At 42.7% G+C, this 24431-nt stretch carries 30 protein-coding genes; 17 read left to right on the top strand and 13 right to left on the bottom strand.

Going from position 1 to position 24431, the window contains the following annotated elements:
• Nucleotides 1–2: 2 nt before the first annotated feature.
• Entirely contained in the window at nucleotides 3–299 is a 297-nt protein-coding gene (locus ACSLBF_RS01100) for a metalloregulator ArsR/SmtB family transcription factor (protein ID WP_440054799.1), read from the bottom strand.
• A gap of 94 nt (nucleotides 300–393) precedes the next feature.
• Between ACSLBF_RS01100 and ACSLBF_RS01095 the strand changes: the two genes are divergently transcribed.
• The 5 genes from ACSLBF_RS01095 (at nucleotide 394) to ACSLBF_RS01075 (ending at nucleotide 2275) form a co-directional block, all read left to right on the top strand.
• Nucleotides 394–582, top strand: a complete 189-nt coding sequence (locus ACSLBF_RS01095; RefSeq protein ID WP_440054798.1) for a YgaP family membrane protein — start codon at nucleotides 394–396, stop codon at nucleotides 580–582.
• A gap of 35 nt (nucleotides 583–617) precedes the next feature.
• Nucleotides 618–962, top strand: a complete 345-nt coding sequence (locus tag ACSLBF_RS01090; protein WP_440054797.1) for a rhodanese-like domain-containing protein — start codon at nucleotides 618–620, stop codon at nucleotides 960–962.
• A 319-nt stretch (nucleotides 963–1281) separates the two neighbouring features.
• Entirely contained in the window at nucleotides 1282–1794 is a 513-nt protein-coding gene (locus ACSLBF_RS01085; RefSeq protein ID WP_440054796.1) for a hypothetical protein, read from the top strand.
• Between the two features lie 14 nt (nucleotides 1795–1808).
• Nucleotides 1809–2135, top strand: a complete 327-nt coding sequence (locus ACSLBF_RS01080) for a helix-turn-helix transcriptional regulator (RefSeq protein WP_440054795.1) — start codon at nucleotides 1809–1811, stop codon at nucleotides 2133–2135.
• A gap of 2 nt (nucleotides 2136–2137) precedes the next feature.
• Nucleotides 2138–2275 carry a hypothetical protein gene (locus ACSLBF_RS01075; protein ID WP_440054794.1) on the top strand — a complete coding sequence of 46 codons (138 nt, stop codon included), beginning with the start codon at nucleotides 2138–2140 and terminating at the stop codon, nucleotides 2273–2275.
• Between the two features lie 68 nt (nucleotides 2276–2343).
• Here the strand turns inward: ACSLBF_RS01075 and ACSLBF_RS01070 are convergent, their stop codons facing one another.
• Both ACSLBF_RS01070 and ACSLBF_RS01065 read right to left on the bottom strand, forming a co-directional pair.
• The gene (locus ACSLBF_RS01070; RefSeq protein ID WP_440054793.1) at nucleotides 2344–2973 is read right to left on the bottom strand and encodes an OmpA family protein; all 630 of its coding nucleotides are present in this window, start codon (nucleotides 2971–2973) and stop codon (nucleotides 2344–2346) included.
• Between the two features lie 148 nt (nucleotides 2974–3121).
• Nucleotides 3122–3913, bottom strand: a complete 792-nt coding sequence (locus ACSLBF_RS01065; RefSeq protein WP_440054792.1) for a substrate-binding periplasmic protein — start codon at nucleotides 3911–3913, stop codon at nucleotides 3122–3124.
• A 96-nt stretch (nucleotides 3914–4009) separates the two neighbouring features.
• Between ACSLBF_RS01065 and chrA the strand changes: the two genes are divergently transcribed.
• Nucleotides 4010–5134 carry a chromate efflux transporter gene (chrA, locus tag ACSLBF_RS01060; RefSeq protein WP_440054791.1) on the top strand — a complete coding sequence of 375 codons (1125 nt, stop codon included), beginning with the start codon at nucleotides 4010–4012 and terminating at the stop codon, nucleotides 5132–5134.
• A gap of 58 nt (nucleotides 5135–5192) precedes the next feature.
• Here the strand turns inward: chrA and ACSLBF_RS01055 are convergent, their stop codons facing one another.
• The 4 genes from ACSLBF_RS01055 to speA all read right to left on the bottom strand — a co-directional run bounded on the left by ACSLBF_RS01055 (nucleotide 5193) and on the right by speA (nucleotide 10193).
• Nucleotides 5193–6401 (bottom strand): mechanosensitive ion channel family protein, encoded by a 1209-nt coding sequence (locus ACSLBF_RS01055; RefSeq protein WP_440054790.1) that lies wholly within the window; start codon nucleotides 6399–6401, stop codon nucleotides 5193–5195.
• Nucleotides 6398–7318 carry an acetyltransferase gene (locus ACSLBF_RS01050; RefSeq protein WP_440056175.1) on the bottom strand — a complete coding sequence of 307 codons (921 nt, stop codon included), beginning with the start codon at nucleotides 7316–7318 and terminating at the stop codon, nucleotides 6398–6400. The genes ACSLBF_RS01055 and ACSLBF_RS01050 overlap by 4 nt, the downstream gene beginning before the upstream one ends.
• Before the next feature lie 11 nt (nucleotides 7319–7329).
• Nucleotides 7330–8205 (bottom strand): acyltransferase, encoded by an 876-nt coding sequence (locus ACSLBF_RS01045; RefSeq protein ID WP_440054789.1) that lies wholly within the window; start codon nucleotides 8203–8205, stop codon nucleotides 7330–7332.
• A gap of 107 nt (nucleotides 8206–8312) precedes the next feature.
• On the bottom strand, nucleotides 8313–10193 hold the full coding sequence (gene speA / locus ACSLBF_RS01040) for a biosynthetic arginine decarboxylase (RefSeq protein ID WP_440054788.1): 1881 nt from the start codon (nucleotides 10191–10193) through the stop codon (nucleotides 8313–8315).
• Between the two features lie 173 nt (nucleotides 10194–10366).
• Between speA and speE the strand changes: the two genes are divergently transcribed.
• Nucleotides 10367–11233 (top strand): polyamine aminopropyltransferase, encoded by an 867-nt coding sequence (gene speE / locus ACSLBF_RS01035; RefSeq protein WP_440054787.1) that lies wholly within the window; start codon nucleotides 10367–10369, stop codon nucleotides 11231–11233.
• Between the two features lie 116 nt (nucleotides 11234–11349).
• Here speE and hemE read toward each other — a convergent pair whose 3' ends face one another.
• Nucleotides 11350–12414, bottom strand: coding sequence for a uroporphyrinogen decarboxylase (gene hemE, locus ACSLBF_RS01030; protein WP_440054786.1), 1065 nt, complete (start codon nucleotides 12412–12414; stop codon nucleotides 11350–11352).
• A gap of 463 nt (nucleotides 12415–12877) precedes the next feature.
• Between hemE and rsd the strand changes: the two genes are divergently transcribed.
• Nucleotides 12878–13342 (top strand): sigma D regulator, encoded by a 465-nt coding sequence (gene rsd, locus ACSLBF_RS01025; RefSeq protein WP_440054785.1) that lies wholly within the window; start codon nucleotides 12878–12880, stop codon nucleotides 13340–13342.
• Nucleotides 13343–13465: 123 nt separating this feature from the next.
• Here the strand turns inward: rsd and fkpA are convergent, their stop codons facing one another.
• Nucleotides 13466–14218, bottom strand: a complete 753-nt coding sequence (gene fkpA, locus ACSLBF_RS01020; RefSeq protein ID WP_440054784.1) for an FKBP-type peptidyl-prolyl cis-trans isomerase — start codon at nucleotides 14216–14218, stop codon at nucleotides 13466–13468.
• Nucleotides 14219–14496: 278 nt separating this feature from the next.
• On the opposite strand from fkpA, the gene ACSLBF_RS01015 reads away from it, so the two are divergent.
• Together ACSLBF_RS01015 and ACSLBF_RS01010 are read left to right on the top strand one after the other, a co-directional pair.
• Nucleotides 14497–15513 carry a WD40 repeat domain-containing protein gene (locus tag ACSLBF_RS01015; RefSeq protein ID WP_440054783.1) on the top strand — a complete coding sequence of 339 codons (1017 nt, stop codon included), beginning with the start codon at nucleotides 14497–14499 and terminating at the stop codon, nucleotides 15511–15513.
• The gene (locus ACSLBF_RS01010) at nucleotides 15510–15722 is read left to right on the top strand and encodes a SlyX family protein (RefSeq protein WP_440054782.1); all 213 of its coding nucleotides are present in this window, start codon (nucleotides 15510–15512) and stop codon (nucleotides 15720–15722) included. Before ACSLBF_RS01015 ends, ACSLBF_RS01010 begins: the two co-directional genes overlap by 4 nt.
• Nucleotides 15723–16006: 284 nt before the next feature.
• On the opposite strand, the gene ACSLBF_RS01005 is transcribed toward ACSLBF_RS01010, so the two are convergent.
• Complete coding sequence (locus tag ACSLBF_RS01005) at nucleotides 16007–16207, bottom strand: YheV family putative zinc ribbon protein (RefSeq protein ID WP_440054781.1); 201 nt, start codon at nucleotides 16205–16207, stop codon at nucleotides 16007–16009.
• A gap of 221 nt (nucleotides 16208–16428) precedes the next feature.
• Here ACSLBF_RS01005 and ACSLBF_RS01000 point away from each other — a divergent pair, with 221 nt between their 5' ends.
• The 7 genes from ACSLBF_RS01000 to ACSLBF_RS00970 all read left to right on the top strand — a co-directional run bounded on the left by ACSLBF_RS01000 (nucleotide 16429) and on the right by ACSLBF_RS00970 (nucleotide 21769).
• Nucleotides 16429–18357, top strand: coding sequence for an ATP-binding cassette domain-containing protein (locus tag ACSLBF_RS01000; protein ID WP_440054780.1), 1929 nt, complete (start codon nucleotides 16429–16431; stop codon nucleotides 18355–18357).
• Nucleotides 18351–18806, top strand: a complete 456-nt coding sequence (locus ACSLBF_RS00995) for a TIGR02444 family protein (RefSeq protein ID WP_440054779.1) — start codon at nucleotides 18351–18353, stop codon at nucleotides 18804–18806. The genes ACSLBF_RS01000 and ACSLBF_RS00995 overlap by 7 nt, the downstream gene beginning before the upstream one ends.
• 187 nt (nucleotides 18807–18993) lie before the next feature.
• Nucleotides 18994–19224: a hypothetical protein gene (locus ACSLBF_RS00990; RefSeq protein ID WP_440054778.1), complete on the top strand. Its 231-nt coding sequence runs from the start codon at nucleotides 18994–18996 to the stop codon at nucleotides 19222–19224.
• A gap of 67 nt (nucleotides 19225–19291) precedes the next feature.
• Nucleotides 19292–19969 carry a hypothetical protein gene (locus tag ACSLBF_RS00985; RefSeq protein WP_440054777.1) on the top strand — a complete coding sequence of 226 codons (678 nt, stop codon included), beginning with the start codon at nucleotides 19292–19294 and terminating at the stop codon, nucleotides 19967–19969.
• Nucleotides 19970–20158: 189 nt separating this feature from the next.
• A complete protein-coding gene (locus ACSLBF_RS00980; protein ID WP_440054776.1) occupies nucleotides 20159–20296 on the top strand; it encodes a hypothetical protein in 138 nt (45 codons plus the stop codon).
• A 203-nt stretch (nucleotides 20297–20499) separates the two neighbouring features.
• On the top strand, nucleotides 20500–21513 hold the full coding sequence (locus tag ACSLBF_RS00975) for a hydrolase (RefSeq protein WP_440054775.1): 1014 nt from the start codon (nucleotides 20500–20502) through the stop codon (nucleotides 21511–21513).
• Between the two features lie 7 nt (nucleotides 21514–21520).
• Nucleotides 21521–21769, top strand: a complete 249-nt coding sequence (locus ACSLBF_RS00970) for a YheU family protein (protein ID WP_440054774.1) — start codon at nucleotides 21521–21523, stop codon at nucleotides 21767–21769.
• 90 nt (nucleotides 21770–21859) lie between these two features.
• Here ACSLBF_RS00970 and ACSLBF_RS00965 read toward each other — a convergent pair whose 3' ends face one another.
• The 3 genes from ACSLBF_RS00965 to ACSLBF_RS00955 form a co-directional block, all read right to left on the bottom strand.
• Nucleotides 21860–22582: a LytR/AlgR family response regulator transcription factor gene (locus ACSLBF_RS00965; protein WP_440054773.1), complete on the bottom strand. Its 723-nt coding sequence runs from the start codon at nucleotides 22580–22582 to the stop codon at nucleotides 21860–21862.
• A complete protein-coding gene (locus ACSLBF_RS00960; protein ID WP_440054772.1) occupies nucleotides 22572–23675 on the bottom strand; it encodes a sensor histidine kinase in 1104 nt (367 codons plus the stop codon). The genes ACSLBF_RS00965 and ACSLBF_RS00960 overlap by 11 nt, the downstream gene beginning before the upstream one ends.
• A gap of 62 nt (nucleotides 23676–23737) precedes the next feature.
• The gene (locus tag ACSLBF_RS00955; RefSeq protein ID WP_440054771.1) at nucleotides 23738–24337 is read right to left on the bottom strand and encodes a hypothetical protein; all 600 of its coding nucleotides are present in this window, start codon (nucleotides 24335–24337) and stop codon (nucleotides 23738–23740) included.
• Between the last annotated feature and the right edge of the window lie 94 nt (nucleotides 24338–24431).

The following is a 24431-nucleotide window of genomic DNA, read 5'->3' as shown; positions in this document are numbered from 1 at the left end:
TGTCACTCACCACAAAAAATACTGTATAGACTTGCCAACAACTTAGCTACACGCTCATCAGATACTCGGTAGTAAATAACGGCTCCTTCTCTTCTGGTTGTAACTATTTCAGCAGAACGAAGACTCGCAAGGTGTTGAGATAAAGCTGATTGCGTCAACGGTATTCTCTCATTTAGCTCTGACACACTGAGCTCTTCCTGTTGTAACGTACATAAAATCATCAAGCGATTTTTGTTTGCCATTAACTTTAGCAGCGCTTCAGCGTGCTGCGCGTTGCTTGCCATTTGCTCTAAATCCATGCGTCCTCCAACAGCATTAATTTGCACAAAGTATAGACAAACACATTAGCAATGTCTAATATTAGAAAAGCCTAATATTGTTGAGAATAAGATTATGACGCTTCACCCTATGCTCAGGCTGATCGCTGGTGTTATGCTGACTTTATCACTGGTGTTAACCTACTACATTCACCCTAACTGGGTTTGGTTTAGCGTTTTTATTGCTGCTAACCTAATACAGTCGGCGTTTACCAATTGGTGCCCGATGATCACCCTACTTAATAAGTTAGGCATAAAAGAATAGTTTTCTAATAGCGACTAACACTCAAAGGAGCAGTCATGCTAATTCCTGTGCAAGATTTACTTAAAACGGTTTCACCCAATCAGCGCTGTATCTCTGCCACACAAGCAAAATTAGAAATTGATCAAAATCATGGGTTGCTGATTGATGTAAGAGAACCAAGTGAGCATGCTCAAGGCTGCGCAACAGGTGCGTATAATGTGCCTAGAGGGTTACTGGAGTTTAAAATGCCTGAGCTTGAAAAAGATCCAGAGCGCCCGCTCTATTTACATTGCGCTGCAGGCGGCAGAGCGTTATTCGCCGCTGAGCAACTAACTCGTTTAGGCTATGTCAATGTGAATGTCATCACCTGTAAAGTTGATGAAGTGTGTAAGGTTTTTTAATCTATCCGTAATGACTCTCGAGATCATCGTCACGACGTGATTCAGAATTGACGGTTATGTGTGCTTATCTCTAAGTACCATTACCGTTACTTTTCTGCGAGATATAGAATCATGCATAGCTCCTTTTTTTACTCCCGTAGAGTCCCTTTTCTTTCATAAACGTGATGCTCTGGTGTCCGATATTTATAAAGGTTTTACCGCAGTCTAAAAACATTTGCGAAGCTGGCCAGCTATATTCGACGATTTTCGACTACTGTTAAACCCTACTTATAAAAAATAAAAGCATTACAATCAACCTATTATAAATTTAAACTGTGTAATGTCATATGACAGTTTGCATACTGACGCAAAGCTGTCGACGCATTACGTTATACTTACAGGCAAGCTGTATGACATTGAACAACAAGAGATAATTAAAATGTCTAAGTCAAATAAAATAGCCAATGCTTCTTACAGAGTGTTCTTCCAAGACGGAGACGACCAAATCGCATGTTATGCAAATATACTCACTGGTAAAGAGTATGTGTGTATTAATGATGAGTGCCTGTCAGAAAAGCGAAACTTGGGCTTTAAGAGCCGCCATGTTTTTACTCATAACGAGCAACAATATGATGTCACTTTCGATGTCATCAACGGCTTTACCTGCGAAACTGAATGCTTGGTGGTAAAAGACAAGTTGATTATTGGCAGAAAGACCAGCTCCCCATTTAATAGCAGACAAGCTTTAACTAAAGTTTTACTAACCTTTTTGGCTGGTGGCTTAGTTGCGGGTGTAGCAATCTTTTTCCTCGGATATTATCTGGGCCGTATGTATGTCAAATACGCGCTTTAATTGGTGAGTTAACGATGCAACTTAATAATTTAACCGTCAAAAAGCTGCGCTCCGAGAAAGGCTGGACTCAACAGCACTTAGCTGATGCATGCGGCCTCAGCCTTAGAACAATTCAACGGGTAGAAAGTGAAGGACAAGCCAGTAAAGAAACCATGATGAGTCTATGCGCCGTCTTTGAAATACGCCAACGCGTGCTGATCAACTTGGAAGGCATGGAGGTAAAACCCAACTTTACTGAAAAACCTATCAGTAAACATATTCTGGTCTTGACTGCCGTTGTATCTGCTGTTTTTGGTGCAACACTCAGCGCTATTTTTATTTATTTAATTATTGGAGGTTAGCTATGTTTGAACAATCTGAATTTAAAAACTGGTGGTCTTCGCTCAAGCAACATGAACGTTCAGCGTTGAAGGTACTGGGGGGATTTTGCTTAGCGGCTGTTACTATCGCCAGTTTATTGAAAATATACAGCGTATTGTGATGCAAGATGAGGAGTATCTCAGACTGAAAGCCAATAAGTTTCAGCCTGAGAAGTAGCTGGCAGCGAACTTATGAAGCGCGATTTGGGATGATTTTAATTTCTACTCGGCGATTTTGCGCCTTGCCTTGCTCAGTATCGTTACTAGCTATAGGCTGAGATTCTCCCATCCCTTCAGCATACAAACGTGCGGGTAAAATTTGCTGTGATAATAAGTATTGCTTAACACTATTTGCACGTTGCTCTGACAAGGTTTGATTGTAGGTAGCAGAGCCTGTTGAGTCCGTATGGCCAACGATACTCAGGTAAGTCCTATCATAGTCTTTCATGACTTTAGCAATCCCTTGTAATGTCGAGTAAAAACTTGGATTGAGAGATGATTTGGCAGAAGCAAAAGTGATATTGGACGGAAGGATTAAACGCATTTCGTCACCTTCACGAATCACTTCAACGCCAGAACCTGCAAGTTCCTCATTCATTGCAGCTTCTTGCTTATCCATATAGTCACCAATTGCAGCGCCTGCAATTGCACCTACCGCTGCACCAATCACCGCACGTTTGTCCTTGTGATTGCCAGTTGCTTTACCCAATACCGCACCTGCTGCAGCGCCGATCGCAGCGCCTTGCTGTGTCTTCGTCATCTCGCAGCCGCTTAATGCTAATAATACCATCGCAGATACTGCTAGTTTGTAGTTGTTCATAACGGGCCTCAATTATTGCAATTTATTATACTGATATTGTTACTATCATGCCTTAACTGCAGCTGAAAATAGCCCAACCTACTAAGAATGCAAGCTTATGCAGCACTAACCCGCATTATTAGCGTCTATTTGTTTTGAAGTAAAAGTTCTAGGGGTGAATTGAGGCGGGCTCAGGGTTTCCAGAAATAGGCGGTAATTGATAACGGCCTAGTAGCGCGTCCAGCTGATGGCTGTCGCCCAGCGATTTCATTCTCTCTTTTAGTATGTTACCTAACTCTGTTTTTGCAAAACTGCGACTAAAAGCCATATAACCATAGATAACCTTGGTATGACGATATTCGACTTTCTTTAATTGGCTGAGTGGTTGTTTCAGAACATTCATTGCCACCTCAGCAGTATCTTCAACAGCCAAAACCAAATCTACACGACTTTTCAGCAGTAAGTCGAATGCTACGCGTTCACTGGGCACTAAGACTTTGTTTAACTCTCGGTCATCATCAAACTGTGGATAAAACGCGGCGCCTCGCATTACAGCAATACGTTTACCGTACAGATCGGTGAAATCTGAGATTTCTATATCACTGTCCTTTCTGGCGTAAAAAACAAAAGATGACGTAAGTGCCATATACGGAGGATTTATATAATCAATTACTTTTTCTCTATGCTCAGTCCTAATCAATCCTCCCATCACATCGACTTCACCTCGGCTGAGCAACCTGACGCATCGAGAAAAAGGACAAGGTACTGGATTAATCACAAATTGCTGCTGAGTTGCACGCAATGCTTGTAGAATATCAAGGATCAACCCTTGGGCATCACCATTATCATCTATGGTACTGTATGGAGGAGCATGATCCACAGCCACATTGATGGTTGTTTTCGCGTCACTGAATGAGCTCAAACAAACACTAATTAAAACAAACCAAAAAACTTTAGACATGCTGCGCTCATCAAAACTATGCGACTCAAAAATTGGTCACAAAAATGAAATAAAAAAATGTCATCATGTAATGTTAACAATAACATAAGGCACGCTATGTTTCTGAGTATTTTTTATCAGTTTTTTTTATTAGGCTGTACAAGCTTTGGCGGACCTGCTGCACACTTAGGCTTTTTTAAAAAACACTTTGTCGATAATCTCAACTGGGTCAGTGCATCCAGATATGCAAACATGATCAGTTTATCCCAGATTTTACCGGGACCGGGGTCAAGCCAAGTTGGGTTTGCCATTGGTCTTGAAAAAGGCGGTATTTTAGGCGGTGTTGCTGCTTTTCTCGGCTTTACACTACCCTCTTTTCTTATCATGGTATTGCTGGCAATGAGTACCGAGCACCTTTCGGGTTCAGCCCTCGGTATTATCTCAGGTCTTAAGTTATTCGCTGTCGTCGTCGTGGCCGATGCAGTGCTTACTATGGCAAAAAGCTTTTGTAAGACAACACCACTAAAAGTTCTCGCCTTTCTAACTACCTTATCGCTATTGGTTGTACCAGCGCTGCAAATGCAGTTACTGGTATTGCTTACTAGTGCTGCTGTCGCGTGTGTATATTCGTTTAGTTCAATACCTGATAATGCAGAAAAGCCCCAAGGTGGCACTGTAAAATGGGGGGTGTTTTTACTTTTCTTAGCACTGTTTGTGATGAGCCTATTTGCATTACCTCATGATTTGTTTGCCAATTACTTTCAAGCTGGTGCATTGGTGTTTGGGGGCGGTCACGTTGTTTTACCTTTATTACAATCCAGCGTTGCAGAAATGGATCAAGAGACATTCTTAACCGCCTATGCCGCAGCACAGGCTATACCAGGTCCGATGTTTACCATTGCCAGCTTCTTAGGCGCTGTGCAAAGCACGCTCCCCTTGCTTGGTGCTGCGGTCGCAACCTTAGGTATTTTTCTTCCCGGACTGTTATTGATGTGGGCGTTCAATCAACATTGGCAGCAACTATTGGCGTTGCCTCGATTTGCTAGCATTAGCGCAGCGTTAAACGCGGCGGTAGTGGGCATATTAGCCGCAGCATTTTATCAACCGATATGGCTTTCTGCTGTGGCATCTTGGTTGGACATTGTGGCTGTTGGGTGTGGATTCATCGTGTTGAAGTGGCTTAAACCCGCGATTTGGCAACTGCTGATCGCCTTCGCCACATTCGGTGTAATCGCAAGTTAGTCAATAAAATGAGTAGTCTCAGGTTTGGACTAACTTTCTTGTCCACACCTGAGATTGATTACTTCAGCGCTGCGACTTTGACTTTATTGGCGCCAAAATAATCACTGACACTCTGATAAGGCCTCAGGCCAAAGTCGGGCATCACGCTTAACATATAATCCATCAAATCCGCTTGTAGATGCTCATAAGCGACCCAGCGCTTATCACGGCTAAAGCAGTAGAACTCAACTGGAATACCATAATGGCTTGGAGCAAGCTCTCTAACCATACAAATGCACTCTTGATTCACACCTTCGTGCTGCGTTAAATAGGCTTCGGCATAACGCCTGAATAGTCCTAAATTCGTGAGATCAGCAGGTAGTGATTGTAACTGCGCAATTAGCGGATAACGTTCCTTAAGCAATAGCAGCCGTCTGTCCTGAAGGCATTCAACACTGGTAAAATCGATATTAATTGCCCTTTTGATACGTCTACCAGCAGACTCCTGCATGGCGCGCCAGTTTTTGAAAGAGTCAGAAATCAGCATGTAAGTGGGTATGGTCGTTACGGTATTATCCCAGTTGCGTACTCGCACCGTATTTAATCCCAGATCAATGACTTCGCCATCGGCACCAAAAGTATCAACTTGGATCCAATCACCCAATGCCACTAGCCGGTTGGCAGCAATTTGAATACTCGCGACTAACCCCAAAATAGTATCTTTGAACACCAAGATAACGACCGCTGCGATAGCACCAAAACCAGACAATATATAGGTCGGGGATTTATCTACCACAATGCTAACAATCAAGATGCTGCTCACAATAAAGATTAGCAGTTTAGATACTTGCACAATTCCTTGTATTGGTACCTCTTTCGCAAATGGCAGCAGGCTATAAATACCGTTGCCAATATTGATAATACTGCTCAGTAAAAAGCCGCCAGTGATAATTAGCAACACATAAGCCATGGTTTCAAGCATGGTAAAGGCCCAAACCGGAGCGATAAATAAGTTTTGCTTGTAAGAGGTAAAAATGAGCAAACACAGCACCAATGCAAAACGACCGCTAAATTTACTCATTTGCGGTGCTAAATGGGCAATACGTCTGGGTGATATTTTAGCTAAAAACTGCTCAACATTGGGTAAAACTAGCTTTCTAATGATCCAATAAAGCAGCAGTAAAAATAGCAGCGATACCCCATTGGTGATCAACGTATTGAGTAGCGCTCCTTGCGGTAGTTCTTGCACTAAAGGCAAAATTACCTCACTCAAGTGACCATATTTCATAGCTGCTCTAGTTCCTTTGTCAATGCTTCTGGCTGCTGTTGTTGATTGCTCCAATATGCGCTTAATTGCTGATCTTTGTTCTGCCAAAGCACATTCATGTAGTTTTGAAACTGTATGCGATATTCCTTGTCAGCCTGATAATTACCCAGTGGAATGTCTTCTATGGCAACAAAATCAACGTTCACAGCAATTTTTTCTAGCTTTCCACTGGCAAATGCCACAACCACATTGTCACCCTCTAGATGGTAAGCTAACGAGGCATTTAACAAGCCATCGAGCTGTTCCGACAGCACTTCTAACGCAAAGGCAACCCCTCCAGCTTTGGGTTTTAGGAGATGTTTAAACTGCGAGCCTTGACGTTTATGTTTTTGTTTGGTGTAGCGAGTACCTTCGACAAAATTAATAACCGTCGTAGGGTGATCTCGAAAATTCTTGCAGCTTTGCTTGGTTCTCTCTACATCCATTCCCTTTAATTTAGGGTTTTTGGCAATCTGCTGCTTGCTAGCGCGCTTCATAAACGGCATACCCATCGCCCAAGCACCAGTGCCAATAAATGGCACATATTTCAATTCATCTTTTAAGAAAAATTTTGGCGCAGGTAGCAGTTCTAACGCACTCAACACCACAATATCTAACCAGCTCAAATGATTAGATATTAGCAAATACCAACCTTGAGACTGCAATTGCTTGGGTAAACGAACTTGGAAGTGATCGCAGCCAATTCGCAAGCCGATATGATTGCCTTTACACCACATACCATAAAAAAAATGCAGTGTAGTCGAGATAAAACGCAGTGGTAACAACAGCTTTATCAAGCCAAATATCAAAACAAATAGACCACATACAAAGGTGTTCAATGCAAGCCAAGCGCAAGCCGAAAGACCTAAAAACCACTTCGGTATTATTTGTTTTAACATCATCAATCCCTCTATTTACTACTCTCAAGCTCGGATATTTGTTTATCTTTACTTTGCCACAATTCATTCAGTTCCGCTTGGAAGCGCACCCTGAAATCTGGATCATTGCTATAGTCACCCACTAAGTTTTCACTCATAGGCATCACATCAACGTGTACATTAATCGCGTTTACTTTACCTGCTGCAAAGTCCAAAAAGGTCGGCACCCCGTCTGGGTAATGAATCGTCACGTTAACGACTTTATTTAATTGCTCTCCCATCGCCTGCATTACGAACGCAATGCCACCTGCTTTAGGTTTTAACAGGTTTTCGTATGGGCTATTTTGCCGTGAATGCTTTTGCAAGGTAAAACGCGTGCCTTCGACGAAATTTACAATACTTACTGGGGTAGTCTTAAACTTTTCGCACGCTTTTCTCGTCGTTTCTATATCTTTTCCGCGTAGCTTCGGGTTTTTCTTTAACTGTGCTTTACTTGTTCGAGTCATGAATGGAAAGTCTAGCGCCCACCAAGCAAGACCTAAAAACGGCACGTAAATCAGTTCTTTTTTAAGGAAAAAATTTAAAAAGGGTATTTTGTTATGCAGCACCCGCTGTAACACCAAGATATCTACCCAACTTTGATGATTGGCTATAACCAAATACCACCCTTGTTGCTCAAGTCCATTTAATCCCGACACCTTGAGCTGATACGGGGCAATCATATTTTGATTTATGGTGTTACAAAACACCCAGTAGCCAGCACACGCCTTTGCTATACGACTAAGTAACTTTTGCAATGGTTGGATTGGGATAAGCTTTAGGATCCCACAAATGAAAATCGGCACAAACCAAAACAACGTATTAATGGCGTACAACACCAAACTAACAACCTGACGAATGACTGACATCCTCTCCCTCAATAACAGAACTAACTTATATATGTGATATCGCCAATCATACCTTGATTTACAAACATAATTAAACCGACCAGTTGGTCGGCTTAACCAAGGTATTGCTAGTCCTCAAAGTAGGTATAACCCTCTAAACCAGCATTTAATTCACGTAAATATTGTGCTTTGGTGTCTTGCGGTAAAGACTGACGTTCTATTTGACGTTGATAGTTATCCGCCAACACCGACTTTTCATAGTGAACAAACTTTAATACGTCCTCAACACTGTCACCTTTAATCGGATTCGTCAGTTGATAGCCATCCTCACTCAGTTCAATATGCACAGAATCTGTGTCACCAAAAAGGTTGTGCAAATCACCAAGGATCTCTTGATAGGCACCAACCATAAACATCGCAATATGATATTGTTCACCATGATGGTATTGAGGGATCGGTAAGCTCGACTCGATACCAACACCTTCAACATAAGCATTAATCTGCCCATCTGAATCACACGTTATATCTTGGATGATGGCTCGCTGAGTTAACGGCTGATCGAGTTTATCGATCGGCATAATTGGAAATAACTGATCTATTCCCCATACATCCGGTAGCGATTGGAATAGTGAAAAGTTTACAAATAGCTTATCGGCCAGTTTTTCGTTCAAGTCGTCCAATACTTCTTGATGCGAACGCGCTTTGCTATCTAGGCAGTCTCTAACTTTGTGCAAGGTGGTAAAATACAAGCGCTCTAGCTCAGCCCACTGTTGCATACCCAACAAACCGTGCACGTATTGGTCATGTGCATCGGCGAAAATATGCGTCGCATCATGATAGACTTCAAGCGCCGTTCTTTGCGTTAATCTACCCAGCGATTGCCAGAGCTCTTGTAATAACAAATGCGAATCTTCGCTAGGCTGCGCTGGTGTTTGTTGATTTGGCGCTTGTTCGATATCAATTACATCGGTAACAAGCACCGCGTGATGCGCGGTTAAAGCTCGACCAGACTCAGTAATAACATCAGGATGCGGTAACTGATTCGCCTCTGCAACTTCATGAAACGCATTGACTACATTTTTTGCATACTCAGCGACGGTGTAGTTCATAGAGCAGCTACTACGAGAGCCTGAACCTTCATAATCCACACCGAGTCCCCCGCCAACATCAACGGTTTTAAGTGGCACCCCCAACTGACACAGCTCAGCGTAATGTCGAGCACATTCTCGCAGTGCCCTTTGAATATCACGAATGTTTGCTATTTGAGAACCGATATGGAAGTGCACCAAACGCATCAGATGTAAACGGTTATGTTTTCTTAGTAACTCGACGGCTTCCAACACCTGACTGGCGGTTAAGCCAAACTTACCCTTTTCACCGCCCGTATTCTGCCACTTACCTTTACCCACAGAGTTCAAGCGAATACGAACACCAATACTCGGTTCGATTCCTAAATCATCAACTTCTTTTAGCAGGCTTTGCAACTCTGACAGCTTTTCAACCACAATATTGACTTGATGTCCCATAGCTTGGCCGATACAAGCAAGGCGTAAGAATTCGCTGTCCTTATAACCATTACAGACAATCGTTATAGGCGTTTGCGCTACACCCAAAATCGCCATCAGCTCTGGTTTAGAACCAGCTTCCAAACCCACTTGACCACTTGGGTGAGCCAGTAATTTACTCACGACTGAGCGCTGTTGGTTAACCTTAATAGGATAAACACAAGTATATTGCCCTTGATAAGCTTTATGTTCGCGAGCTGCATCAAATGCTGCGGTCAGATTATCGACTCGATGTTTTAAGATATCAGTAAAACGGACCAACACCGGTAAAGTCAGACCTTGCGCTTTAAATTGCTCGGTCAGTTCTGGCAGGGATATACCAGGTTTTGTGTTATCGCCATCTGGAAATGCCACCAATTGGCCCTGTTCGTTGATATCAAAATATCCCTCACTCCAGTGAGTCACATTGTAAATAGAACGTGCTGTATGCAAACCCCAAGTCATTGGTGCTCTCGATAAAATCTAATATAAACGTTCATTTTAATACGCAGTGAATAGCAATGCGACCATAATTTTACCGCCTCAAGACAAAGCGGCGATAGTTAGCTAAAATTGATTGAGCAAAGGCGCAAGCACTGGCAGAATTGCGCTAAATTTTATCGAGTGTGAAAAATAATATGGCAAACTTAGAAGCAAACCGCTGGTTCACTGAAATTAGCGACCGAGACGGCAGCGCATTTTCTTTACGGATCAACAGAAAGTTAGATGAAATCCAATCTCCATTTCAACGTGTTGAAATGTTTGAGACTACAGATTTTGGCAATCTAATGATCATCGACGGCTGCACTATGGTGAGCACACGTGAAAACTTTTTCTACCACGAGATGATGAGTCATCCAGCGTTGTTCTCACATCCAAACCCAAAAAATGTCGTGATCATCGGTGGCGGAGATTGTGGCACCTTGAGAGAAGTGTTGAAGCATCCTGGCGTTGAAACCGTCACTCAGATCGACATCGACGAAGTTGTTACCCAAATGTCGTTAAAATATTTCCCTGAACTGTGTGAATCTAACAACGACCCTAGAGCAACCGTGATGTTTGACGATGGTATTAAGTACATGCGCGAAGCTCAGGCTGAGTCTTTAGATATTATCATCGTTGATGGCACCGATCCGGTAGGTCCTGGTGAAGGTTTGTTTAACCATGCTTTCTACCAAAGCTGTTTAAAAGCGTTGCGCAGCGGTGGAATTTTAATCCAGCAAAGCGAATCACCACTCATGCACATGCCGCTGCTTTTAGAGATGCGTGATGCGATGACGGAAGTGGGTTTTGTGGATCTACAAACTTTGCCTTTCCCTCAACCTATTTATCCAAGCGGCTTGTGGTCTGCAACCATGGCACGTAAAGGCGAAAAGTTTGCAGGGTTCCGAGAGCAAGACGCTAACAATGCAACGTTTGAAACGGAATACTACAACACCGGTATCCACCAGGGTGCATTAGCGACGCCAAACTTTATGAAACGTGCCTTCTCGAAAAAAGGCTAATTTCTAGTTAAAGACAAAAAGCCCAACCAATTTGGTTGGGCTTTTTCATTTCCAGCAAAAATAGTTGTTATACCAATTCACATTAATATCTGATCATCTAATTAATAGAATTGATATTATTTGTGGTACTGACGGCTTAGTTCATGAACTGAGTTGATGAAAACCCCCGCGTTTTCAGGATCAACATCTGGTGTAATACCATGACCTAAATTAAATACATGACCAGAACCTTCACCAAAGCCGGCTAGAATAGTCGCAACTTCTTCTCGAATACGTTCTGGCGTACCGTGTAACATTGCAGGGTCCATGTTACCTTGTAGCGCAACTTTATCACCAACTCGGCGTTTCGCATCAGCAATATCAATAGTCCAGTCTAGACCAATAGCGTCGCAACCCGTTGCAGCAATCGCTTCAATCCATTGCCCACCATTTTTGGTGAACAAGGTCACCGGAACTTTGCGTCCATCGTATTCACGGATCAAGCCATCCACGATTTTTTGCATGTATTGTAGTGAAAACTCATTGTAATCTCTTGGGCTAAGTACTCCACCCCATGAGTCGAATATCATTAAGGATTGGGCCCCAGCCTGAACTTGGGCGTTGAGGTAATCAATAACGGAGTCAGCAACTTTGTCGAGCAGTAGGTGTAAAGTTTGCGGCTCTGAGAATGCCATTTTTTTGATCTTACCAAAGGTTTTACTACTGCCACCTTCGATCATGTATGTCGCTAATGTCCAAGGTGAACCTGAGAAACCAATCAACGGAACTTCGCCTTTTAGCGCTCGACGAATAGTGCTGACCGCATTCATCACATAGCCCAGCTCATCAGTAGGATCTAGCTTAGGTAACTTTTTTACGTCCGCTAAAGATTGAATTGGACGCTCAAACTTAGGTCCTTCTCCGGTTTCAAAATACAAACCAAGGCCCATTGCATCAGGAATTGTCAAAATATCGCTGAACAAAATGGCCGCATCTAACGGATAACGACGCAGTGGCTGCAACGTCACTTCACAAGCTAACTCAGCATTTTTACACAGACTCATAAAGTCTCCAGCCTGTGCTCTTGTTGCGCGATACTCAGGAAGATAGCGACCAGCTTGACGCATCATCCACACCGGCGTTACGTCAACTGGCTGTTTTAGCAGTGCTCGAAGATAACGATCATTTTTCAATTCGCTCATAGCGTCTCAGTTCCAATATCCAATACTAAAAATGTTGTGCAGGATTGTATCATTAAGTACACAGCGGCACTATCTTAACCATGATTCAATTGCGCAAGAGATGATCTAAATTAAATTGTACCTATATCAGTTGGTTATAAAAAAAGTACAATACAATCAATTTAACTATTTGCAACAAGGTTAAAAGCTTGATATAAAATTGCTGCGTTATTAGAACAATAATAATAAAACACCTTTAAGCATAAAAATAATAACTATACGCAACAAGCTAAACTGCCTATTTGCCACCTATGATTTAATCAAGGTGGCTTTTTATTTTAAAGCCTATGAAAAATATGAATTTTTCTTTCTATCGTTGTGGTGAACGCGAATATTTTTTGGTGCTAAACAAAAAAAGTGGTTGACCTTTTGCACAGATTCCCTTTCCATAAGAAGTAAGTAACCCGCTTGATGGAGAATTACTATGCTTACGCAGTTAGAACAAGCTCAGCAAAAATGGGGAGGCAGCCACACCGTTATCGATGCTTGGCTGGCCGAGCGTCAAGAACTTTTAGTGCTTTACTACAAAGTTGCAGGGTTGGCACCAGATCAAAAGAAAAACGGTTCGCTACCAGATAGCGTGGCGATTCAATCATTTTGTCAGATTTTGATGGATTATCTGTCCGCAGGACATTTTGAAATCTACGACAATCTCGTTGAAGCCTGTCAAGAGAAGGGCCCTGAAAGCTTACAGCTCGCGCAGTCCCTTTATCCAAAAATTACCGACACTACCGATGTTGCGTTGGATTTCAATGATAAGTATGCAGAAATTGACAGCGAAGATATGCTGGAAGATTTCGACAAAGACCTATCCAATCTTGGTGAAGTGCTGGAATATCGCTTCGAACTAGAAGACGAGTTAATCGAAAACCTATATTCCAATCATTAAAACAAACAAATAGAACGAATAACTTCGTTTTTTGCGGGTATTAAAAAAGGGCTAAATGCCCTTTTTTGCTATCTGGCGGTTGGAGAATGAGGTGATTTGGTAGTCACCTCACAACTTAACCAATTACTCAGCTGCAGCTGCTTCTTCGTTTACGATATCTAGCAATTCAACTTCAAAAACTAATGTTGAGTTTGCCGGAATGCTTCCGATGTTGCGCTCACCATAAGCCAGTTCAGAAGGAATCGTGAACTTGTATTTAGAACCGACATTCATAAGTTGAACACCTTCCGTCCAACCAGAAATTACTTGGTTTAAGTAAAAAGAAGCTGGCTCATTGCGAGAGTAAGAGCTATCGAACTCTGTACCATCAAGTAAAGTACCTTTGTAGTGGACTGATACTTTATCTGTCGCTGTTGGTTTTGCACCATCACCTTGCGTTAGTACTTCATATTGAAGTCCTGACTCAGTTACTGTCACACCTTCTTTTTTGGCGTTTTCTGCTAAGTGCTTTTCACCTTCTGCTTTATTTTTCTTAGCGTCTTCTTCTAATTTTACAGCCTGTTTTTCACGCACAGAAGTATCAAGAGCCGTTAGTACTTCACGGATTTTTGCTTCGTCAAGCTGAGCGTTGCCCGCTAAAGCGTCTTTAAAACCGCGCATTAGTAACTCTTGATCAAGTTCAACGCCTAACTCTTTTTTATCCGCTAAATCTTTTTGTAGGAAAGTACCCACTGACGCGCCAATACCATAGGCTTGTTGCTGAAGCTCTGTGTCTAGTTTCACTTCAGCTGGCTTTTGCTCTTCAGCTTTTTGGTTACATGCTGTAAGCGCAAGTACAGCAGCGGCAACTAGCGACAGTTTAATTGTCTGTTTCATTATTTTCTCTCTCCGACTTTGCCTACTTGATTACTCAACTTGCCTAAACTGAATAACCCAAGGTGTCTTGTTAAATTTATATTAATTGGAATACAGGTGGGTCTCACATTACCATTCCTGCATAGGAATGCCAACCGTGATGAGCCCACTGTTACTGCTCTTATTATTACGTAACGACATTACGACTTTAATACGCTAGTATCAAAACCATAAGTTTGTTTTTATTGCCATTAGTCTACCTGTTGCACGAACATGAGTTAAGGGGGTTTACCTATTTTATGGTCAATTTTTTTGGCTCACTAACAAGCAAAGTTTTGCAAAGCGCTATTGTAGCCGCTTGTTTGATATTTCTTTCTAGTTGCGGGCTTGAAAAAAGCACAGCGGTATTAACCATTGAGCATGCTAGTCGCGGAGCTTTTTCTGCCGTCATTTCAAACAATGCGCGATATAGTCTCATTTCTTCCATTGAACATGGAGCCATGCTTTGGGATAACCAATCTCATGGTTTGCTGTATCAGTGGCGTCACTCCGAATCATCCGATGAACTTATCCATTCTCTGGCAATTGCTGATGATAACTCAACAGCGGTCACAGCGGCAGACACCACTCTGGCAATTTGGGATATCCAAACCGGTAAAAACCTTGGTTATTACCAAATAAACGAAGGTACTATTCGCGACGTAGCGATTAGCAACAAAGGTAAGTATTTACTATACGCTACCAGTAATAATATCGTTGTACACCTGAACTTAGAAAACGGTAGACGAATCGAGTTTTTGGGCCATCAAGAAAACATCAATTCCATTGCGATGTCACCAAACGGACACTTCGCTTTGACTGGCGGCAATGATTATAGCGCTTACTTCTGGGATACCCGCTCTGGACAAGTGATTTATCGCTTTAATCATCCAAGCAGAGTGACCAAAGTGGCACTTGATAATCAAGGCAGATATGCCTTTACCGCCGATAGCATGAAAAAAGCTAGCATCTGGCAATTATCTTCTGGTGAGATAGTCACTCAACTTCAATATATGGCGAGACAGAAAATATTCAGCGCCGTTAGATTTAACGATGATGCCACATTGCTTGCCACAGGCTCTCCTAACCGAGAACTGGTGCTATGGAAAGTCGCTGATGGTACTCGCAAGCAGACTTGGCGTGTAGAACCCAGAGAAGGAAGTCGTCCAAAATCCGCAGTAGTATTTGACGTGGCATTCCAAGACGAGGAAAATGCGTTGATCACAGAAAGCTCAAGTGGGCTATTGGAAAAATTTAAACGGGTAGATAAATCATGAATGAGCTTGAAAACCGCATTAACGAGTTGGAAGCGAAAATCGCTTTTCAAGACGAAACCATCGACATACTCAACGATGAACTGAAAACCCACCAGCAACGCTTGGCGAAGATGCAACGTCAAATTGAGTTACTGGCAGAAAAAATGAAAGAAAGCCAAAGCTCTGGCTTGATGCCACAACATCAAGAACCACCACCACCGCACTACTAATACCAATTCGCAATAACATTTAATCTTTTTGAAAGATTAAACCTGACGATGGCTGCGTTAAAGATTTCTCATTTAGAACAACTAAATAACGAAATTTTTGCCTTGCCTACATGGATGTAGGTACCTTAGCGGTAGCAGGACGCGAGAGCGGAACTATCGACAAAGTTTTCTTGCTTCAAAATAGACCACTTAGTTAAGCGGATTGGTATAATAGCAACAAAGCCAGACAGAGAATAAAAATGGCCGCATCAGGCAGCCATTTTTATCATTGTTCTGAGTGGGTTTTATTCTGGCGTAAAAACACCAATGACTTGTTCAAACTGGCGAGTTGATGCTTGCACCGCATCTTTTGGTTGTGTCATGGTATGCCCACAGGCAACACATTCGACTTTCTCAACACCATTTTCCTTATACAGTTTCATCACATCCAATTTTTGGCATTCTGGACAAGTCGCTCCTGCGATAAAACGCTTCTTCACTTTCATTTTTTGACCCTATGGCTATTGGCTCACGAGAACCTTTAGCACAACTTACCACTACATTACGGTTAATTTTACTGCATTTCAAAACCACTTGATACGCTTGGAGACGACAAAACCTGCACTTTAAATAAGCGGCATGCAACAAGCACTGCTCTTTTTACGTAGTTCAAGTTATAAAACGATCCATGATATGATGCGCGCAACACAGATAAGCTAGAAACACTATGATCCAAATCACTGAAATTGAGCTGCTTCGCGGCGCAAAAACATTGTTAAAACAAGCTAGTGCCACACTCTACCCACAACATAAGGCGGGTCTGGTCGGCGCCAATGGTTGCGGCAAGTCAACACTATTTGCGTTGCTCAAAGGCGAATTGCAACTTGATGGTGGTGATCTATCAGTCCCGAAGGATTGGTCAATTGCCTCGGTGAAACAGGAAACACCAGCACTGGATATCAGTGCACTGGAATATGTGCTGCAAGGACACCCCGAATACTACGCGCTTCGATGCCAGTTAAAACAAGCTGAACTAGATGGTGATGGCGAGTCTCAAGCAAAAGCACACCAACAACTAGAAAACATCAAAGGCTATAGTATTGAATCAAAGGCCGGTGAACTATTGCATGGTTTAGGCTTTAGTAATGAGCAAATCGACTTTGCCGTCAGTGATTTTTCGGGTGGCTGGCGCATGCGCTTAAACTTAGCGCAGGCGTTGATCCGGGACGCCGATTTATTGCTACTGGATGAGCCAACCAACCACTTAGATTTGGACGCGGTTTACTGGCTGGAGCGCTTTTTACGTGCTTATCAGGGCACTTTAGTGCTGATCTCACACGATAGAGAGTTTTTAGATGCGGTGGTCGGCGAAATTTGGCATATCGATCAACAAAAAATTAATGTCTACAGCGGTAACTACTCTCAGTTTGAGCGTCAAAAAGCAGAACGCATGGCGCAACAGCAAGCGTTATTTGAAAAACAACAAGCTACCATTGCACACTTGGAAAAGTTTATAACGCGATTTAAAGCCAAAGCCAGTAAAGCCAAACAAGCACAAAGCCGTGTAAAAGCCATCGAGCGTATGGAAAAGCTGGCCCCAGCCCACGCGGACTCGCCATTTGACTTTGAGTTCGCTGATCCCAGCAGCTTGCCAAATCCGCTAATGACTCTGGAAAAAGCCAAGGCAGGTTATGGTGACGTGACGATTTTGCACGATATCAAACTAAATCTCGTGCCCGGCAGCCGAATTGCGTTATTAGGCCGCAACGGTGCCGGTAAATCAACGTTGATCAAATTGCTAGCTGGTGATTTAACGCCGCAAGCAGGAGAGGTGTTCCAACACCAAGGTTTGAATATCGGCTACTTTGCTCAGCACCAATTAGAATCTTTAGACTTGCAAGCCAGTGCGGTAACACATATCCAGCGACTGGACCCCAAAGCCACGGAGCAATCTATTCGTGATTTTCTCGGCGGCTTTGCGTTCAATGGGGACAAAGCGCTGGAACCCGTTGCGCCTTTCTCTGGCGGTGAAAAAGCGCGCTTAGTGCTTGCTATGTTAGTGTATCAAAAGCCAAACCTACTACTACTGGATGAGCCAACCAACCACCTTGATTTAGAGATGCGTCATGCACTGGTGATGGCGCTACAAGGCTTTGAAGGCGCAATGGTGACTGTATCGCACGACAGACACATGCTAAAAAACACCGCTGATGAATTCTACTTAGTCGATAACGGGACGGTTTCGCAGTTTGGTTACGACTTAGACGCATATTATCAATGGCTGATGAATGCCAATAAAGAACAAGCCAAAACTTCAGAGCAAAGCGACGAGCAAAAACAGAACTCAAGCGCCAACCGTAAAGAACAAAAACGCCTAGAAGCCGAGTTCAGAAAAGCCATTCAACCGTTGAAAAAGTCTATTGAAAAACTTGAAAAGCAACTGGATAAACTATCGACTGAAGCCTCAGAAATAGAGACTGCATTGGCTGATAACAGTTTGTATCAAGAGGAAAACAAGGCAAAACTTACTGAATTACTCGCTAAGCAGGCCAAAGTCACTCCCGCACTCAATGACGTTGAAGAAGAACTGCTAATGGCACTTGAAGAACTAGAAGAAAAACAAAACCACTTCGATAGTACTGGAGAAATATGCTAGACCGCGAAGCCTTTTGGCAGTTTGCTTGCCATCGCTACGCCCAAAACGGCTGGCAAAGCAAACTACTTGCTTTGCAAAATGAGGCGGGGGTTAATATTAATCTCTGCCTGCTGCTTTGCTACTGTGACGAGCTCAAGATCCAGCTTACAACATCTCATGTCGAGGCATTAACACGTGTAGCCTGCGCTTTTGATAATGAGATCCTGAAACCGCAAAGGGCGATTCGCGCTAAACTGAAGTCCCAGCATCAAGACTACTTGCACTACCAATCGCTTAAAAGCAGTTTACTCAAAACCGAGCTAGAACTAGAAAAACGCCAGCAAGATTTACTCCTTAACGTGCTGGATAACGCGGGCCTTAATCCACAATTATCCGCAAGCAACTTACCACTTTACCTTGGTACTGAGCAGATCAAGATATTAGATCACAGGTACAGAAACACTCGCTAGCTATACGAGTTACTACCTACAAAAGGTAACTATTATTACACTCGGGTTCTTTATAATACTAATCTAAACTCGTTAGAGATTAGGCCTGTGAGTGGCAGAACGAGCCATCTGTACCAAAAAAGTTTACAAAATCAAAAAAAAACAATAACATCTTAAACTCAATTAATACATATAAGGAAAATTAGTTATGAAGTACTCTCTAAAAATATTCGCGCTAATCACTTTAGCTTCTGCTACTTTTTTATCTGTAGCAACCTATGCAGAAAGCACAGTTGTTACCTCGGGAGGAACTTATCGTTGCACTAATGCGTGTGTCGTTGACAGAAATGGCGGTGTGACTGACTCTGCTGGTGGACACGTTTGGAAATTGGTTCAACCCGTCAATGTACCTAAAAAGCCTATAGACGAAACAAAATAAAGAATATACTTGTGTTGTTTCTTGGCTACCGCGCAATTGACAGGTGGCCTTTTTAAAGGATTTATCAATGAAAAAAATTTTAGCTTTGCTGGTACTATTTTTAGCCGCTGCATCTGCCTACATGATATTAAAACCAGCGACTTCTGAAGATACGCAGGAAGTCAAAAAACAAAATACCTTCGTCACTGAAAGGCCCATAGCGCCACCTTCCTCTTCTAATAAAAAAAATACTCAACAGCAAAGCACTGATAGTAGTAGCGAAGGCAAGCTCACTCCTAACAATAGTGAGTCAAAGATAGTTGAAGACACAGCTATGAGTCACAAAAGTATAGAATCACTTTCGCAGTTAATTTCCCACACTGCAGAAGCGAACCAATTATACTCCCAACCCTTTCATGACCTGACGCAAGAAAAGCTTGATGAGTTGATTTCAAACCTCAGAAATGAGCTAACCACGCAACGGGCCGCAATGATTGAAGGCGAACTACATGACGACTTAACAAAGGTTGAATTTGAGCAGAGAGATCTTCTACTTAAGGATCTTGCATGTTCCGATCAACTGTGTGCCTTAACGTTAGAGGGAACAAGTCAAAATGCAATAAGCCAAGCGCTAGACCAGCTTACTCAAAGAGCAACTTTCAAAGAATCGACTAGAGGAGGTTTAATGAGGGTGACGGAATATAATGGTATGTTTTACGGTGTTATGCTGACTTCAATATCTGAAAAACCACTAAGCATAAAATAACGTGTGTGCTTTCCACCTTAGCGACTGCTTTAGCTAACAAGCATCGAAAGCCTCACCTCCAAAACCTGATCGAGATCAAATGTTAGCCGCTGTTGGCTTTATGCTCGAGTTGAAACTTGATCTTGATCATATCAGCCCTATCCACGCTCAACTACTATGAACTCATCGACAAGTTATGAGGACACAGCCATGAACGTATTCTTTAGAGATTTCTTCTCCGACCCCGTGTTATTTTTGTCTTTTGGCATACTTGGCGTCGTGATTTTACTGTGCTGTTACTACGTGTACTTTTTCATGAAAAAAGTCATGGAATCGGAAGCGCCATAACCTAAAGTACCGAGTTACATTAACTGAATGACTAGCAATCAGCTGGTCGCTTAGTTCCCCGCTCTTAAGAATTAAGCACGACGCACAAAGCACCTTATCAGCCTTGCTGGTCGGGTGCTTTTTATTTAACCTCGTTACATCCAGACTAGTTAACCATTGCGCAAGATTACGGTAAACTGCACTTTCATTGTAGGAAGTGTGTGATGAATGTAGCGACTCCAAGCGAAACTATCCAAACCTTTAGTCTCGAATTTAAGCCAGCATGGTGGATGCGAAACCGCCATGCGCAAACTATTTTGCCGCGCTTTTTTCGGCCTTTTTTACACTGTGAAGTGACCTTTGAACAACTAGAAACCCCTGATGACGATTTTTTAGAACTCGCCTGGGCAACACACGGTGATCGCCAAGCACCTTTGGTTGTCGTTCTGCATGGGTTGGAAGGCAATATCAATAGCTTCTATGCAAAAGGACTACTCAAGGCGCTAACCAAGCAAGGCTTTGATGCGGTGCTTATGCATTTTCGCAACTGTTCTCGTGAGGTAAACCGGCAAGCTCGCGCGTATCATAGTGGCGAAACTGAAGATCTTAGATTTTTTATCAATACACTTAAATCACGTTTTCCAAATCGTCCGTTATTTGCCGTTGGTTTTTCATTGGGTGGTAATGTGCTTGCTAAATACTTAGGAGAGCAAACAGTGAGTCAGCTTGAGGCAAGTGTTGTGATTTCTGCCCCCTATCACCTTTCGTCTTCATGCCAGGTGATCAGAAAAAGCTGCTTCAAACTGTATCAAAAGTATTTGTTGGATAGGATGAAAACATCGTTTTCCCGCAAGTTAAGCACACTAGAAGATAAGCTGTCGATCGATGCTGAATCTTTGCAGCAAATTAACGACTTGTGGCAATTTGATAATCAAATCACCGCGCCACTACATGGCTTTAAAGGCGCAGAAGATTATTATCAACAGGCCAGCGCACAGCCTTACTTAAAGCACATCAGCACACCAACGTTACTGATCCACGCAGAAGATGATCCGATGTTATCAACAAAAGCGGTACCAACAGAGGAGCAAGTGAGTAACGCGGTCACATTGGCGGTTTCACCTTATGGTGGACATGTTGGTTTTATTAGCGGTGCCAATCCACTGCGACCTACATTTTGGTTAGAGCAAGCCGTTCCGACCTACTTCAAACTGTTTCACACAACAACTAAAGAGTGATGATTTCATGCTGATCCCGTATCAACAACTTGACGCACAAACCTTAGATAACTTGATTGAGCATTATGTCTTAAGAGAAGGCACCGATTACGGTGATAGTGAAGTCAGTACTGTGGCCAAAGTCGAGCAAGTAAAAGCACAGCTGAAATCTGGCGAAGCATTGTTAGTGTACTCGGAACTACATGAGTCAGTGAATATTGTGAGCAAAGCACAGTTTCAAGCGATGCAAGCTGAGGATGATTACTCAGCTTACTAGGAACTAGGTTAACTAACCTGAACTCGGGATTAGCGACATGCTACAACGCTACTCTACATTTGCGTATTTCAGCATTAGCTTGTAGGTTAGCTACAAAACAAAGCTCATTTGCTTTTTAAGTTTACTGGCTTGGCGGCGAGATATTTCTACTTCGGCACCATTGCTTAGCACTGCCATCAAACCATAATTGATGGTTTCTTCCATCTCAGTAATGGCATCTAGGCGAATTATATCGCTGCGGCTGGCGCGAAGATAAACGTCTTCTTTTAATCGTGCTTCAATTTTACTCAGGGAGCTATGTAAATAGGCTTTACCATGCTGGGTATAGATGGCTGCATGATTACCCACGCTTTCAAAGCGGATGATCTCCCGCAATTGAATAATGCGCATAGTCTCACCCATTTTTACCATCAACTTAAAATCATCGTCCAAGGTGGTGTTGGTTTGCTCTGCGAGTAACGGCGCTAACTTTGATACCGCACGCTCCAAACGCGTTGCCTGTACCGGCTTTAGTAAATAATCGACGGCATTAAGCGAAAATGCATCAACGGCAAATTCGTTGTATGCGGTGCAAAACACGATGGGAATATCACCACCAAGCTGCTCCGCTAATTCAAGCCCTGTGCCTCCGGGCATTTCAATATCTAAAAAGATAACCTGTGGAGCATAGGTTTGAATTTGCTGCTGGGCTTCAAAGATATTTTCCGCTTCTGCACAGATCTCAACTTCTTTGTGATTTTTAAGTAACCTTGCCAATTCTGCGCGTGCCAGTGGTTCATCATCTACAACCAGAGCTTGGATTTTATTTGCCATTTGGGATCACCATACGTACTACATATTCATTATCGCTGGGCTCAACCAGTAATTTCCCCTGCCCATCAAACATGATTGCTAAACGGGAGCGAATATTTTGCAGTCCTAATTGCGTGCCTGAGTTGACTCGAGCAGCATCAAAAGGATTCTTAACCGTGATTTCAACCGAATTGGGCGTATTCCCCAACGCCACAACTACCGAGATCTCACCACCTGATGGTAAGTGTGAAATACCATGCTTAACCGCATTTTCAACCAGCGTTAGCACCGACATACTGGGGACGGTGACATGTTCAAGCTCTGTAGGACAGCCCAAACGATAATTAAGGCGCTTACCAAAGCGAACGCTTTCAATTTCCAAATACTGACAGCAAATATGCCATTCGTCTTTGAATGCAACATGAGTCCGCAAGTCGGTCGACAGGTTATAACGAAATAATTCGGAAAGCTGTGTGACCACTTCAGCGGCCTTATCTTGGTCTTGATAAATCATGCCACGAATAGTGTTGAGCGAATTAAACAAAAAGTGAGGGTTAATTTGATTTAACAATCCCGCCAGCTGCTGTTCTTTTAAAGCTTGTTGCAAGCGTTTTTTCTCCCGACGACCTGTGATTACGTAATAGCAGAGGGACCAAAAAAGATATTGGCCGTAATAAGCCGCTACTTTAAATGCTGCGCCAGACGAATTATGAAAGTCCAACGTGTAGTGAATATCTGCCTGACCTTTATGAGCAGGAAGGGTAAACGCCGCACTATCAGCTCCAGGAGTAAGAAGAGTTACATATTCAAACCACAAACTGTTCGCGATAGCGGCTGGCAATGACAATACAGCTAACAGCCAAAACTTTGATTGGGTCCAGCCATATCGAGACATCACAAAGTGGCTACCATTGCGAATTAAAAAGTGACTAATTATCACAATACCAGTTGCAGAGACTAAACTGCGTGGCATGACATTCTTTATTTGTTCAATTCCTCCTGTTAAAAAAATAACAGTAGAATGTGCTATTAGCATCGATACTAATACAACCATGAGCTGGCATAACCAATAGGCTTTGGTTGGTTTTTTTATTGATGTTAAAGATGCCAACATAGCAATGCGCTCCCTGTTTTTGGAACGCATTGTAACCGTAACCACTGTTTAGCGAAACCTTATTAGAAGTTGAAGCCTAGGTTAACGTATACAGATTCATCATCACCTACTTTACGATAGCCAACTTCAGGGGCAAAACGAGTGTGAACGGCTCTTAATGCCAAAGAGAAGCCTGTGTCAGATTTAATGCCATCTTGGTATTCAATCGCACCACGCAGCGCTGTTCGCTCTCCAAGTAAAGTTTCAACTCCTAATGCTGCGGTGTCATAGCTCAACGTCGTATTACCCGAGGCCAAACTCAAATCTTGCTGTACATACCCACCTTCCAAAAACAGGCGCTGGTTCTCTGTCACGTTCCAGTTGAAACCGAGTACGATTTCTTTTTGTTCAGCATGTTCCTGCGAGTCTTCATCTCGTAACATCTGTAAGTTAAAACGCGTATAATATTCTAAATCCAGCTCATCAATAGTGTATAGCTTCTTTTGGAAAGTTAGGCCAGCTCCCTCACCAGAAAAACGCTTATCAATATCTAAACTGTGTATATTGACGGATACCCCTTCCCACATATTCAACCCAGTATTCTCATCCGCAGCTGCGGCTGTGGAGCCTAAAGCTAGTAGTGATGTCGCAAGTGCCAGTGTTAGTTTTTTCATCTTATTCATTTTCATTTCCTTTCTGTTGATTTTTTTGCGTTTTGCTTGGGAGTAATAGTAAGGATTTCAAAAAGCTAGAAGCGCACTAAATGATGAGCGGTGA

It is taken from the genome of Pseudoalteromonas sp. T1lg65, from assembly GCF_051930985.1.
Lineage (GTDB): Bacteria > Pseudomonadota > Gammaproteobacteria > Enterobacterales > Alteromonadaceae > Pseudoalteromonas.
This window is presented reverse-complemented; position numbering and strand designations above follow the sequence as displayed.